Source organism: Moorena sp. SIO4A5 (genome assembly GCF_010672005.1).
In the GTDB taxonomy this organism is placed as follows: Bacteria; Cyanobacteriota; Cyanobacteriia; order Cyanobacteriales; family Coleofasciculaceae; genus Moorena.
Genome location: NZ_JAAHHZ010000007.1, coordinates 76604 through 90272, shown reverse-complemented (window position 1 = coordinate 90272; position 13669 = coordinate 76604). Strand labels below are relative to the sequence as shown.

12 protein-coding genes are annotated in these 13669 nt (G+C 42.7%); 7 read left to right on the top strand and 5 right to left on the bottom strand.

What is annotated here, in order from left to right:
* The first annotated feature begins 86 nt into the window (after positions 1 to 86).
* The 4 genes from F6K57_RS05705 to F6K57_RS05690 all read left to right on the top strand — a co-directional run bounded on the left by F6K57_RS05705 (position 87) and on the right by F6K57_RS05690 (position 3826).
* Entirely contained in the window at positions 87 to 932 is an 846-nt protein-coding gene (locus F6K57_RS05705; protein ID WP_293065634.1) for an Rpn family recombination-promoting nuclease/putative transposase, read from the top strand.
* A 235-nt stretch (positions 933 to 1167) separates the two neighbouring features.
* Positions 1168 to 1767, top strand: a complete 600-nt coding sequence (locus tag F6K57_RS05700; RefSeq protein WP_293065621.1) for a hypothetical protein — start codon at positions 1168 to 1170, stop codon at positions 1765 to 1767.
* Between the two features lie 77 nt (positions 1768 to 1844).
* Positions 1845 to 2627, top strand: coding sequence for an ATP-binding cassette domain-containing protein (locus tag F6K57_RS05695; protein ID WP_293065618.1), 783 nt, complete (start codon positions 1845 to 1847; stop codon positions 2625 to 2627).
* A gap of 98 nt (positions 2628 to 2725) precedes the next feature.
* The gene (locus F6K57_RS05690) at positions 2726 to 3826 is read left to right on the top strand and encodes a heparan-alpha-glucosaminide N-acetyltransferase domain-containing protein (RefSeq protein WP_293065631.1); all 1101 of its coding nucleotides are present in this window, start codon (positions 2726 to 2728) and stop codon (positions 3824 to 3826) included.
* Between the two features lie 40 nt (positions 3827 to 3866).
* On the opposite strand, the gene F6K57_RS05685 is transcribed toward F6K57_RS05690, so the two are convergent.
* Positions 3867 to 4589, bottom strand: coding sequence for a response regulator transcription factor (locus tag F6K57_RS05685; RefSeq protein ID WP_293022331.1), 723 nt, complete (start codon positions 4587 to 4589; stop codon positions 3867 to 3869).
* Positions 4590 to 4965: 376 nt separating this feature from the next.
* Here F6K57_RS05685 and F6K57_RS05680 point away from each other — a divergent pair, with 376 nt between their 5' ends.
* Complete coding sequence (locus F6K57_RS05680; protein ID WP_075904034.1) at positions 4966 to 5217, top strand: DUF6761 family protein; 252 nt, start codon at positions 4966 to 4968, stop codon at positions 5215 to 5217.
* Between the two features lie 172 nt (positions 5218 to 5389).
* Here the strand turns inward: F6K57_RS05680 and F6K57_RS05675 are convergent, their stop codons facing one another.
* The 3 genes from F6K57_RS05675 to F6K57_RS05665 form a co-directional block, all read right to left on the bottom strand.
* On the bottom strand, positions 5390 to 6622 hold the full coding sequence (locus tag F6K57_RS05675; RefSeq protein ID WP_293065614.1) for a glycosyltransferase: 1233 nt from the start codon (positions 6620 to 6622) through the stop codon (positions 5390 to 5392).
* A gap of 254 nt (positions 6623 to 6876) precedes the next feature.
* A complete protein-coding gene (locus F6K57_RS05670; RefSeq protein WP_293022326.1) occupies positions 6877 to 8202 on the bottom strand; it encodes an MFS transporter in 1326 nt (441 codons plus the stop codon).
* Positions 8203 to 9960: 1758 nt separating this feature from the next.
* Positions 9961 to 10140 carry a hypothetical protein gene (locus F6K57_RS05665; RefSeq protein ID WP_293065610.1) on the bottom strand — a complete coding sequence of 60 codons (180 nt, stop codon included), beginning with the start codon at positions 10138 to 10140 and terminating at the stop codon, positions 9961 to 9963.
* A 379-nt stretch (positions 10141 to 10519) separates the two neighbouring features.
* On the opposite strand from F6K57_RS05665, the gene F6K57_RS05660 reads away from it, so the two are divergent.
* The gene (locus F6K57_RS05660; protein ID WP_293065607.1) at positions 10520 to 11461 is read left to right on the top strand and encodes an FkbM family methyltransferase; all 942 of its coding nucleotides are present in this window, start codon (positions 10520 to 10522) and stop codon (positions 11459 to 11461) included.
* A gap of 82 nt (positions 11462 to 11543) precedes the next feature.
* Here the strand turns inward: F6K57_RS05660 and queC are convergent, their stop codons facing one another.
* On the bottom strand, positions 11544 to 12230 hold the full coding sequence (queC, locus tag F6K57_RS05655; protein WP_070396949.1) for a 7-cyano-7-deazaguanine synthase QueC: 687 nt from the start codon (positions 12228 to 12230) through the stop codon (positions 11544 to 11546).
* A 318-nt stretch (positions 12231 to 12548) separates the two neighbouring features.
* Here queC and F6K57_RS05650 point away from each other — a divergent pair, with 318 nt between their 5' ends.
* Positions 12549 to 13634 (top strand): Gfo/Idh/MocA family oxidoreductase, encoded by a 1086-nt coding sequence (locus F6K57_RS05650; RefSeq protein ID WP_149031254.1) that lies wholly within the window; start codon positions 12549 to 12551, stop codon positions 13632 to 13634.
* Positions 13635 to 13669 lie beyond the last annotated feature (35 nt).

The window sequence follows — 13669 nt, the reverse complement described above, 5'->3', positions numbered from 1 at the left end:
GTCTTTTTCACGCGCGTTATCGCTGTTCCAAGGCGTCACAACTCAGGTGGGGCTTCAGGGTCAACCTTTTGGGCATAAAACTTACCATGCTCTGTCTTAACAGTAAGTATACACCCGGATTTGATATAATCAGTCTCGCCCCCAATGCTTGGGTGCAATGGGTAACCGGTAATCCCCAAGTGCGAGCATCGGAGTTACTCGATGCTGAATTCCAGTGGATTAGTCGGGAAAGCGACGTAATCGTCAAAGCAAAGAGTCCTGAACATCAAGAATTTCTGATTCTCAACGAATTACAACTGCGCTATAGCCAGGCCATGCCTAAGCGCATGCGCAATTATGTTGCCTTAGCTGAGGAGAAATATAACCTATCCACTTATCCAGTATTAATTAACATCTTGCCGCCCCCAGCCACCGTTACCATTGAAGACTGCTACGACAGTGAATTCATGGGATTAAAGGCGCATCAAGATTATCGGGTAATTAATCTGTGGGAAGTAGATGCTGACTTGGTACTGACACAACCTTTACCATCCTTACTACCGTTTGTCCCAATCTTAAAAGGAGGTGGTAGTGAATCGAAATTACGCTCAGCAGTGCAGGCACTACGAGCGGATCAAACTTTGAACCAACTAGAACCATTGTTAGCTTTCTTTGCTAGTTTTGTACATAAGATACCGTTAATTCAACAAATCATGAGGTGGGATATGACAGTATTACGAGAATCACCCTGGTATCAAGAAATTTTACAAGAAGGAATTCAACAAGAACGTCGCCGGAGTTTAGAGCGCATCCTTAACCTGCGATTTGGAGATATTACTTTAGATATATCCCGGAAAATGCCAGCTTTAACTCTCGAACAATTAGACGAGTTAATCGCTATAGCATTAACCGTGAATTCTTTAGATGAGTTTAGTCAGCAGTTGCCCAATTAATTAGAGCCACACCCCACCTCGCCCGTGGGGTGATTTTTTCTCTGCTATTAGTTTTGATGCGGTCAATCGACTATAGAATTTTAAGTTGATATAACATTTATCATAGCTATGAGGTACGCTTGAGCCATTAAGAATTAAATTCGCCACGGGTCGCACATGAGGTAAACAGTAATTTTTACCTACTCCCTACTCCCGACTCCCTATTCCTTATTCCCTTATTAAACCATTTTGAATTATGTCACAAAATCAACAAAAAGCATCTGAAACTAAACCTGAAAGTAAACAGGATATCCCTTATGTATTTCGCATCTCTCCGATAATTCGGATTACCCTAATAACATTTTATTGGGCACTGTTGATACCATTACCGTTTTTAGCTAAAGTATCATCGACTCCAGTATCGCCAATAGTCCTGTGGGTAGGAATTAGCTTGGGATTTTTAGCCCTCTATGGTGTCTTAAGCGAACAGGTGATTGTAGATGACGAAAAAATTCAGGTGGCTTATCCCAATTGGGTGCCCCGATTCTTTCGCAAAGGTTGGCAATTACACTGGAAAGAGGTGAAAGACTTAAAAATGCGCACCACAGGTCAAGGGGGGCTTGTTTATTATTTCGTTAGCCAGTCCTCTGACCAAGCTTACTTGCTCCCAATGCGAGTAGTGGGATTTAATCGCTTAGTTAAGTTAGTAGAAAACTATACCGGGATAGATACTACCGATATTCGTCCCCTAGCCCAGCCTTGGATGTATCTAATTTTGTTTGGATTCACCATCTTGCTATTACTGGTAGATGGCTGGACGATAACCACAGCTATCAATCAAGGTTTAATTTATTAATCAGAATGCCTTGATGCAGCTCCTTCCCATGAACGACTGCATCAAGACATTGATAATTTTGAATTGGAGCGAAGCGATTGACTAATCCCCTGTTGCAGCTCAAACAGGTAAGCCTGACCCTTTCAACCAGGTCTAAAGCGGCTGGGATACCTATATTAACTGATATTTCTTTCGAGGTCAGCCCATGCGATCGCATCAGCGTGATTGGACCATCCGGTGCTGGTAAAACCTCTTTGTTGCGCCTGTTGAACAGACTCAGTGAGTCTACCCAGGGGAATATTTACCTAGATAATCAGAACATCCGGAATATCCCTGTCCTAGAATTGCGCCGACAGGTAATGCTGGTCCCTCAAGAACCAAAACTGTTAGGGATGACCGTTCAGGAGGCTCTAGCTTATCCGTTGGTATTACAACAGCTGCCAAAAAAAGCGATTGGCCGTAGGCCACGCTACGCGAACGCACAACGGACACAAGAGATTCGAGAGAGACTGCGTATTCCAGCGGAGTGGTTAGAGCGTACAGAGTTACAACTGTCTTTGGGACAACGGCAATTGGTTGCGATCGCACGAGCACTAGTTGTCAAACCAAGAATAGTGTTACTCGATGAGCCTACCTCAGCCTTAGATGCTGGTATAGCCTCTCAAGTGATCAGGGTATTTACCGATTTAGCCCAAAAGGAGCAGATCACAATTTTGATGGTCAATCATCAGCTAGATATGGCTGAGTTATTTTGTAATCGAGTATTGTATTTGCAAGATACTCAGTTACTCCAAGACAGTCCAGCTGAGCAGATTAATTGGCAACAGTTGCGAGAGAGATTAGTACAAGCAGAAGCTAAAGCATCTCAAGAGTGGGCTTAATTATTTGTTGACAGTTGACGGTTATTTTGCCTATTGCCTCTTGCCTATTGCCTCTTGCCTCTTGCCTCTTGCCTCTTGTCTATTGCCTCTTGCCTATCATGCGTCTAACCTCTCTTGATGTCTTTCGAGGTATTGCCATGGCTAGCATGATTCTAGTCAACAATCCAGGAAGTTGGTCTTATGTCTATCCCCCCTTACTTCACGCTAAGTGGCATGGTTTTACACCCACAGACTTAGTATTTCCTGCCTTTTTATTTATTGCTGGTGTAGCAATGGCTTTTTCCTTAGTCAAGTACACCAATAACAACCAATCTCTATCCCAAGGGTATTGGCGTATTGGCAGGCGATGTGCCATTCTATTTGCCCTAGGCTTACTGCTCAATGGTTTTCCGACTTACGACTGGGATACTATTCGGATTATGGGTGTCTTACAGCGCATTAGTCTGGCCTATCTCCTTAGTGCTGTAGCAGTGCTAAATCTAAGACGACGGGGTTTGTGGGTACTGACCGGAATAGTTTTGCTAGGGTACTGGGCAGCGATGTCTTTAGTACCAGTTCCTGATTATGGTGCTGGTAATCTCACACCGGAAGGGAATTTTGCTGCCTATATCGACCGTATGGTATTGGGAACAAACCATTTATATAAACAAGCTCAATTTGATCCAGAAGGACTGTTTAGCACCTTACCGGCGGTAGTAACTGTTTTGGCTGGCTATTTCGTTGGGGACTGGCTACGCCATCAACCGATACAGTCCCGTACTAGTTTGGGATTAGTACTATTTGGTGTAGGTTGTCTTGGTTTAGGCTGGGTTTGGGATTTCTGGTTCCCAATTAACAAGCAGCTATGGACAAGTTCCTATGTAGTCTTTTCTGCTGCTTGGTCGATGCTGTTACTGGCTGCTTGTTATGAGTTAATTGAAGTGCGGGGATTTCGCCGATGGGGATGGCTCTTAGAAGTGATGGGGTTAAACGCAATTTTTCTGTTTGTCGCATCTGGTTTAGTAGTTCGTATCCTATATCGAACTAAGGTAGGGACAGGTGATAATGCTGTGAGTACCTATAGTTGGATTTATGAAAATCTGTTTCGGTCGTGGGCTGGAGCCATGAATGGTTCTTTGATCTTTGCGATAGTGAATGTACTGTTGTGGTGGGTGATTCTCTATGGGATGTATCGGCGACGCTGGTTGATCAGGATTTAAGGGTTGATGATTAATTGACGCAGAACCTCTAATAAATTTTTTAAATTGCCAATTCTGTCCCAGGTGTTGGATTATTCTCACTTATCCCTTGATTAAACCGATAGCCAACATTGCGAACCGTTTGAATAATGCTGGGTTGTCGAGGATCGGTTTCTATTTTTTTGCGCAGGGCAAGGACATGGGTATCGATGGTGCGCGGATTGTCAATCGCATTGGGCCAAGCGCGGCGCAATAATTCAGAGCGACTCAAAGCCATTCCCTCTGCTTGGGCAAGTACGTAGAGCAAACTAAATTCTTGGGGAGTCAGGTCAATAAACTCTTCTTTAAAGCGGACACGACGCTGGACTAAATCAATTTTGAGATCACCGTAGTCTAGAGACAGGGGAGCCACCGTAATGCGGAGGCGACGAATTAGGGCTTCTACCCGTGCCATAAATTCCTGTATACCAAAGGGCTTGGTCAGGTAATCATCTGCCCCAGCTTTAAGACCAGTGACGATATCTCTTTCACTATTACGAGCAGACAACATTAAAATTAGAGATTTTCGCTGTTGCTGAAGCCAGCAGCAAAATTCAACCCCATCGCTGTCTGGTAAATCAGAGTCTAGGATAACCAGAGTGGGTTGGCGATGGTGAAAGTCTTCCTTGGCTTGATCAAGATTTTGTGATTGATACACCCCATAGCCGGATTTCTTCAGGTGCGACCCTAGAAGCGATCGCAAATGAGGGTTTCCTTCAATAATCTGAATTCTAACTGAGCCCACGGCACTTTAAAGTCCTCTTAGCCTTAGCCGTTGGGATCTAATCCTAGCAAAGGTCACGTCAACATTCTGTAACAACTGCTACTGATGATACCGATATTGGCTTGGGTTCTTAAAATACGACTTCCTAGTGGCACGATCGCGACCAGGTCAGAGGGACAATAAGGACAATAGTAAAATTTCAATTTACCATTAATTTTAACTGACCATTTTTAATTATAGCATATAAGATGCAATTTAGTCTAGCTAACATAACAAATAATTGAGAAACGTATCGAGGACTTGCTACTTTTGCTAAACTGAAATTAAGTTGGCGTATCCGAGTTTCTACTGAGTGAGCCAATACCACTACTGTTGATACTCAAAATTTATTAAGACTATGCTGCAAGATCCTCAAGCTATACGCTGCTATCAAAAACTTACTGACTCCCTAGTCGATTTGTGGAATCGAGGTTATAGCTTCGATGAATTGCGGCTATATATCGATGGCTATCTTTCTGCCCTCAAACACACAAATACCCTTGAATCCTATATAACCTACCGCTTAGAAGAAGATGCCATTCGTTATCTTCGTGATCCATCCAACTTTGAGATGGTACCAATGCCGCAGCCAGAAACCGACTACTTTTAAACCTTAAACACACAGAACCCCACTCAATCATATCAAGTCTATTGGAGTACTCATCCTATCCGTTAGCTGGTAATAGGCAATTACCCATTACCCATTACCCATTACCCATTACCCATTACCCATTCCCAAAAAGCGATAGGCTATTCTCTTGAGTAATTAACTGGACTTGATATCAGTGGGTTTTCTTAGCAATCTGCTTTTCCCAAATAGCAACTAAATTCTCAACCCTCTGATCCCAACCATACTGGGAAACACACTCCATACCGTTGCGACCCATTTCCTGTCGCAACGCTGGGTTCTCAATTAGTACTTTGAGCTTATCGCAGAAATCTTCCTGATTCTGAGGAGTGAACAAAAAGCCATTCCATCCGTCTCGGATATTCTCCACTACCCCACCTGCTTCAGGAGCGAGCACAGGAATTCCAGCAGCGAAGGCTTCTAATATAGTTAGCCCTCTAGTCTCCTTCTCAGATGCTGTGATATGAATATCACTATTGACCAACAAAGCTGGAACATTTTCCGGTGGGACTCTACCGAGGAAGTAACTATTTGGTGTTAACTTGCTTAACCTGGTAGCAATCTCATCCCGCATCGGACCATCACCAACAATGATCAGTGCGATTTGGTCACTGTTGACCTCTTGTACAACTCGTAAAAAGGCATTTAGGGTAAATTCCCACCCCTTATCTGGAGTTAACCTACCTAGAAAAACTAACTTAACTTTACTGTCAACCCCTCTAAGGTCATAGTTCTTCTCAAAAAACTGTTCCTCCTGTAAATCCGCAGAGAATTTACTAGCATCAAAGCCAAGTAAATTGGCATAAGTGGTGTTTTTAATGCCTAGATCGATAATCTTTTTATGGGTAATCCGACTAGACACTAGGGTGACATCATAAGAATTATACACTGAAAGCAATATGGTTTTAAAAATAAATTTAATTCCAGCGACGACCACAGACGGTAGAGAAAAGTAATCTTCGGCATAGTCGAGAAAATTAGTCCTAAAAAAACTCACACAGGGAATACCAGCCTTTTTAGCAAAAGCCACCCCAGGCACTCTAAAAAAGCCAAAAAACAGTCTTTCTGGTTCATCAACATGAATAATATCGGGCTGGAATTTTTTTAACTCCTGGAGGAGGATTGAATAGGAACTTCTACGCACCTGACGCTCAAACTCTAAGTCCATGAATGAGGTACTCGGTAAATTGATGATTCTCACTCCAGGCAGGATTTGACCAGTATAATCTCGCCAATTGGGATAGACATCTTCTAACGCACTGTAGTCAGGACAAAATAACAACACCTGGTGTCCCCACTGACTCAGTCGTTGTAGCCTAGATAATCCACTAACTGTTACGCCATCAATGACAGGCAAGAATCCAGAGGTGATAATAGCAATTTTCATAGGTTAGTAGAATCTATTACACTCAGAGCGTGTTTAATCTGTAGAGCCAAAGTATTGAGGATGGATCAATTTTTGCATAAATCCTCAGCAGAACAGATCAGGCAAATCTAATAACGTTTCATACCAAATCCGGGTTAATTACCCCCTTTTTAAGCAAAAAGCATGAGGAGCGTGACTAAGCGTGACTAAGCGTGACTGAGAACAGGAGAAAGAATGTTGGAATCATAAAGAGGGTTTTTGAAGCGGATTTGCTATCAAACACTACTAGAGGTAGTTAAACCTAGGTTAGGGTGAATCGCATCCGGCAGTTCCTTTTCCACTCGCCGTATGGGTGGATATCGATAAGCGATAAAGCTTGCCAGGATGTTCAGAATTCCCATCAACAGTAACAGCAAGCCCATGCCACGCCCTGGACCAACTCCAATGATATGGCCAATACTACCTGCTAACAATCCATCGGTAGCCATCATCGGTTCTAAAACATGATCGACTAACGGTCCGGTTAGCATGTGGGCAAGGATCAATAAGGAGTTTTCGATGGCCAGTTGTAAGGCGAAGACCCGTCCTTGCAGATTAGCTGGGACTTTGTTCTGCCAGATAGTCTGATTACAGCTAACGATAATGGGTTGAGCAAATAAGACACCAAAAGCCCCAAGAGCAGCCAAGCTCACAGAAGCGCGGCACCCACCTAAAAGTAAGAACAAGCCTTGCAGGATTACAAAGCTAAAAATACCGTATATCCTGGGCTTGGGTCCTCCCCAGGTAGTCATGACCAAGCTACCAATCAGCATCCCACAACCGCCAATAGATAAAATCACCCCAAGTTCAGCACTGGAGGCAAAACTTAACACCAGTGGCCAGAACAACACCTGAAGAATACCCATACTGAAGTAGACCACGGCAAAGAACATCAGCAACCCTCGTAGTCCTTGGCGTTTGGCAATGTAACGCCAGCCTAATACTAGATCTTGGCGCAGTTGAGAGAAGTGGGCTTGCTTTTGATTAGTGTGATGGGTAGACTGGAGATGGGGAATCTGAATACTTAGCAATGTTGCTAGGGCAAAGATGAATGTGATGAAGTCTATTAATAGAATTCCCTGCAAGTGGATGGTCTCCAGCAGCACACCCGCCAAGGTCGGTCCAAGAATCTTGGCAGTTGCCCTAGAGGCTTGCATCATGCCATTAGCACGGCTAAGATGTTCTTGAGGCATCAGCTGAGTCGTAGCTGCTGTATAGGCTGGCAACTGGAAAGCCTTAAACGTTGAACTGATTGCTACGACTAGGTAAATGTGCCAGATCTCTAACCTGCCCGAGAACACCAGAGCCATAACCACCAGTGTGCTAGCCCCTGCCACGGAGTCGCTGAGAATCATCGCCCAGCGTCTATTCCACCGGTCTACGAATGTACCAGCTATGGGTGAGATTATAATATTTGGTAGGTGAATAAATAAAGAAATTAGGGCAAATTGGGTGATTGAACCAGTGGTCTGGTAAGCCCAAACACCCAGAGCAAATTCGGTAAGATTAGACCCCAGAAGGGATACTAGTTGTCCCAACCAGATCAGAAAGAAAATCTGCATTTATTGTGTCTTTTTCTACTTTACTCGTCGTTATACTCCGCCATCGGCGGGATTATTGTACCTTTTATACATGAATGACTGAACCCCTTGCCAGTTCCCGCTCAGCTTACACCTTGAGAGGTAAAACAGTCTAGCTCGGGGAAAAAGACTGTTGTGGGTGGGCTTACTGATATATCTAGTATGCTGGCAAGTTTTATTTTATGGGAATTCCCACAAGCCAAAACCCCGTGTTTTTAAACCACCGGATGTAGGCTCGCACCGACTTTAGTCGCGTAGTTGACAATATTTGCGCGCTAGAGTATTAGTGAGATATGGGTACAGGCTGAAAAACCGAGGCGCAACCGGGAGAGAGACCCGCCACTGCAAGGGCGTTAAAGTAGTAATGCCCGGAGGGTAGGGAAAATCCTCCTTTCTTGATGCAATAGCGAGTGGGGGAAACCCCCAAGACCGCGCTGCATCGCTAAAAACCCAATCGTCAATTAACAGTTGGCGTGTGAACCCAGCAAGACACAACTTGAGAAAAAAAACGGTACGGCGGGGTTAGAAGTTACCGTAAGAAGAGTGGAGCCTTTAAGGGTTACAGGCCATGCATAAAAGGGTGAAAACTTTTTTATTAAGGCTCCACTCTTCTAAGGTTTCGTCTCCGGCACGCCGGAACCAAGTGAAACAGGGAAGCAACGGACTTCATAAGGCACTTCTCAAAAAGTAACTAAACGCCCCATGCGAGACTAGCCCGCTGGGTATGCGCGTAAACTGAACTAAAGTCTTGGTTTTGACGGGATTTCGGTTCAGATACTGCCAAGCTTCTGACAGAGTTAGAGACTTGGATACGGAGGTTTAAGGCCGGTCGTAGATCTAGGAATCCCCGTCTCTTTAGAGCGGGGAGTGTCAAGTTTGACGGTACCCTTGATGAGTACTCTTTGTGACATTTTTGCTGAGATTGTGGTGACATGGTCTTGATGCAGTCGCGCTATGGGAGGTACCCCAAGACTGGGCTGGCTTCCCTTTGGCTGCGTTGCATTGCTTTTGACCGACAACTTATTCTGTGGGTGACATGCCGAATCTGCTGATCAGAATAATTCCGTAGTACCTATCTGAGCAGGAAGACATGAGCTATTGTGGACACCTATCTTGAGAAGCTCAGAAGGGAGAGCTGACTGCTGAATCATTACCAACTAGTTAAGCTTAGTGGCAACAAAAGACCAGTGACCCTGGTTATTAAGAAGAGTTTTAACAGTTAGGATTAAAATTGACGTGATTTCCATTCACTATTATATACTTGATTGGCAAATAAAACAAGTATCCTAAACGGTAGTTTTAAATCAATTGAGATATTGAGATATTGAAGATGCTTAACTATATCTAGTTCCTTATCTAGTTCCTTATCTAGTTCCGTTTTGGATTGTTTGAGGTCACTAGTTTAATTTTTTTTTACCGTTTATCCCTGACACTCAAGCGTCAAGCGTCAACCGTCAACCTATTAAATTGATTTAAACCTATCGGTTATGAAATATACCTCGGTTTGACCCCCCAAAGTATCCCAAAAATCACTGCTAGTATTTGGAATCATAATGATTGACTTTAATTTCGATCAGAGGAGGTTGAGCTAAAGGACACCATTGGATTCACAAGACATGCTTTGATTGGACGCGATCGCATATAGCGCTACGCGCAAGTCAGAAGTTAGAAGTCAGAAGTCAGAAGTAAGCTATGACTAAGTTTCAGAGTTTAGGAATGTCCTAAGCTTAATGCGTAGTGCTATATTGTAAAACTAATCAAGGTTAAACCAGTAACTATAAATAGTTTCATAGTATGATCAGTCGTCATCGTTTTATTCATCCTTACTGAAACATATTGCTGGTCATCGGGATTTTCTCGCTCCTCCAGAATATCCGTTCCCTTAGCTTGACCTACGGTCAATCCCGTAGCGTGGCCCACGGTCTCTCCTTCCTCATCACTGAAAATTTTGCCATTTTGGCAACCAATTACTAATATGTATAAGTCAATATTGTATAGATGCAGGTTTATTTACTCTTAAGTTCACTGCCATATAAATCCATGTCGAAATGATTAGATTCGGAAGAGGATTAACCTAAAAATCAGGGTAAATAATATCGCCAGAGTCTTCTTGATTTTTATAATTTTCATGAATTTTAAATTAAGATTGCTTAAAATTGCTTTAATTAACTAAATTTAAATCAGGGTGCTTTACTACACTATAAGTAAGTCAGTAATATCTATGCCGAGATAACTACTTATAATTAGTGATCTTACTTACTAATGTGCATTTAAATCAATATAGTTAACGAAAATACCTATGGTATTCAACGCAAATCAACTATCTGAAATAACTATTAAACTAACAGCTACCCTGACAGCAGAACCCTTAAATCAATCTCTTAACTTATGGATGGAAGATATAAATATTCCATCCAAAATAAACTTATCAAAATCTAATCAACATGTTGAAAAAATATTTGATAAGTCTAGTCTACTATCTACTCAAAAAAATGGGAGTCCTGTCATCTGCTCTAGTTTTGAAGACTGGATCAAGTCTCCTGCCAATCAGCCATTATCACCAAATCACTCTAACCTAGGATTAGCTACCAATTTTGATATTCTTAAAGCCGAAGCATTGCTAGTTAATCATAACGATTACCAATTATCTAATCATTTAGTAATCGTTCATGAAAATGAGCAAAAAACTGATGAATTATATCAAGATATATTTGAAAAACAGACCTACATTAAACATGGCATCACTATCCATGATGGGGATTGTATTTTTGATATAGGGGCAAACATCGGTATGTTCACTCTGTTTGCTCAGCAAATCTGTAAAAATGCCAGACTATTCTCCTTTGAAACCTTACCAGACGTTTTTGAATTGTTGCAGATCAATGCATCACTGTATGGCTCAAATGCCAAAGTGTTCAATTTTGGACTTTCCAACCACTCAAAGAGTATATCTAGTATGATTCATCAACATAACATTGAAAAAATTGATTTACTCAAAGTTAATGCTGATCAACCTCAGTTAGATATCCTGGCTGGCATCAAGGAGAAGGATTGGGAAAAAATTCAGCAAATTGTCATGGAGGTTGATCAGATTACAGCAGGGATAAAACTAAAGCAGATCACAAACTTACTCCAACGGAAAGGCTACCAGTTAGTGATTGATCAAGAAGTATTGCTGGCAGATACAGGGGTTTACCGTATCTACGCCAGCCGTAACTATCAGCTAAATCAATTCTCTTAGTATCCAACAGCAATTAAAATCCCTGTTGTTCTACCAACACACTGATTACTCAGCTTACTCAGCACCCTTCACACGGAGGCACTCAGCCTTCCTGATAAGTAAGTGGATCGTCCAATCCCAACTCAGCAAAGGCAGCCAATCGCAACCGACAAGCATCACAAACACCACAAGCTAGATCGTTCCCTGTGTAGCATGACCAGGTTTTTTCCCAAGGCACACCCAGCTGATTACCTAATTGGATAATTTCAGTTTTTTTCAGGTCAATCAGAGGAGTGACAATTTTAATTCCATTGCCCTCCCTACCTTGTTTCGTACCCAAATCAAAAGCTGTCTGCATTGCTTGGATATAATCCGGACGGCAATCTGGATAGCCAGAATAATCTAAGGCATTGACACCCACATAGACTCCCTCAGCACCAATTGCTTCTGCATAGGATAAGCCAAAGCTCAGAAAAATCGTGTTACGGGCTGGAACGTAGGTAATGGGGATTTCTTGAGACATCTGCTCTAGACTACGCTCCTTGGGTAGGTCAAGGTTATCATCGGTTAACGCTGAACCTCCCCACTGCCGTAAGTCAAACCTGACTACCTGATGTTCCTTAACACCTGCTGCACTAGCAATTGCGTAGGCTGATTTGAGTTCTCGTCGATGTCGCTGCTGATAATCAAAGGAAAGGGCATAACACTCATAACCGTCTCCTACTGATTGATACAAAACTGTAGCAGAGTCTAAACCTCCAGATAACAACACAATTACTTTCTTAGACATGATCCAACCAGATATCACAAGTCTCATCAGGATAATGCCTAATCAAACGTTTTGCACTGTTACTACAACTACCAATTAATAATTTCATTGCTCTGTCAACAGACAACCCACAAACTGACACATAGGGTTAGTGTTCCATATTTCGTCAAACCACAATAAGTATAGAACACATGTTTTAAAGGTTCTTTTAGGCTGAATAGGATGGACAAAGCTTTGAAATTCTTCACATTTATAGTTGCTGTGGTACTATCTGGATGGTTTAAGGCGACTTAGATTAAGTAAATCGACTTATTACCAGTGGTGGAGGAGCAAAAAAGAGTGCAGAATCGTACTTATCAAAGACATCGAGATCATCAAGTCCAGCGCAACTTACCGCAGCCAATCAAAATCGGTGTGATTGGCGTTGGCAATATGGGACAACATCATGCCCGAGTTTTGAGTCTTCTCAAAGACGTTGAAATTGTGGGTGTGGCAGACATTAACGTCGAGCGTGGTTTAAATATTGCCAGTAAGTACCGTGTTCGCTTTTTTGAAGATTATCACGATCTTCTTCCCTATGTAGAGGCGGTTTGCATTGCAGTACCGACCCGTCTACATCATGACGTCGGGATGACTTGTCTACAAGCTGGAGTCCATATTTTAATTGAAAAACCGATTGCCGCTAGTATTGCTGAGGCAGAATCCTTAGTGAATGCTGCAGCAGAGTCCCAATGTATTCTTCAAGTTGGACATATTGAACGTTTTAACCCAGCTTTCCAGGAACTGAGCAAAGTTCTGAAGACAGAACAATTGCTGGCTGTGGAAGCTCATCGCATGAGTCCTTACTCTGACCGAGCCAATGATGTCTCGGTGGTTTTGGATCTCATGATTCATGATATAGATCTATTACTAGAATTGGTAGCCTCACCGGTGACAAGGTTAACCGCTAGTGGCAGCCGTGCTTCTGATTCCGGGTATTTAGATTACGTCACTGCTACCTTGGGGTTTGCCAATGGTATTGTTGGTACCGTCACGGCAAGTAAAGTGACACACCGAAAAATCCGTCGCATCGCTGCCCATTGCAAAAATTCTCTGACGGAAGCTGATTTCCTCAATAATGAGATTCTAATTCATCGGCAAACCACTGCCAATTATATGACCGACTATGGTCAAGTGCTTTACCGACAGGATGGTTTGATTGAGAAGGTTTATACCAGTAATATTGAACCACTCCATGCTGAGTTAGAACACTTTGTCAATTGTGTACGGGGTGGTAATCAACCTTCTGTCGGGGGTGAACAAGCCCTAAAAGCACTGCGCTTGGCAAGTTTGATTGAGCAGATGGCTCTTGATGGTCAAGTTTGGCACAACGTAGACAATGGGAATCATAAACTCCATACTTCCGTCATGACAGTTCCCTGTTAATGACTTATTGTTGATTTGTGATGATGTAGGGGTCA

Bases quoted from the DNA above. Each gene is read 5' to 3' on its own strand.
- F6K57_RS05705 (WP_293065634.1), top strand. From the start codon at position 87: ATGCTCTGTCTTAACAGTAAGTATACACCCGGATTTGATATAATCAGT.
- F6K57_RS05700 (WP_293065621.1), top strand. From the start codon at position 1,168: ATGTCACAAAATCAACAAAAAGCATCTGAAACTAAACCTGAAAGTAAA.
- F6K57_RS05690 (WP_293065631.1), top strand. From the start codon at position 2,726: ATGCGTCTAACCTCTCTTGATGTCTTTCGAGGTATTGCCATGGCTAGC.
- F6K57_RS05680 (WP_075904034.1), top strand. From the start codon at position 4,966: ATGCTGCAAGATCCTCAAGCTATACGCTGCTATCAAAAACTTACTGAC.
- F6K57_RS05675 (WP_293065614.1), bottom strand. From the start codon at position 6,622: ATGAAAATTGCTATTATCACCTCTGGATTCTTGCCTGTCATTGATGGC.
- F6K57_RS05670 (WP_293022326.1), bottom strand. From the start codon at position 8,202: ATGCAGATTTTCTTTCTGATCTGGTTGGGACAACTAGTATCCCTTCTG.
- F6K57_RS05660 (WP_293065607.1), top strand. From the start codon at position 10,520: ATGGTATTCAACGCAAATCAACTATCTGAAATAACTATTAAACTAACA.
- queC (WP_070396949.1), bottom strand. From the start codon at position 12,230: ATGTCTAAGAAAGTAATTGTGTTGTTATCTGGAGGTTTAGACTCTGCT.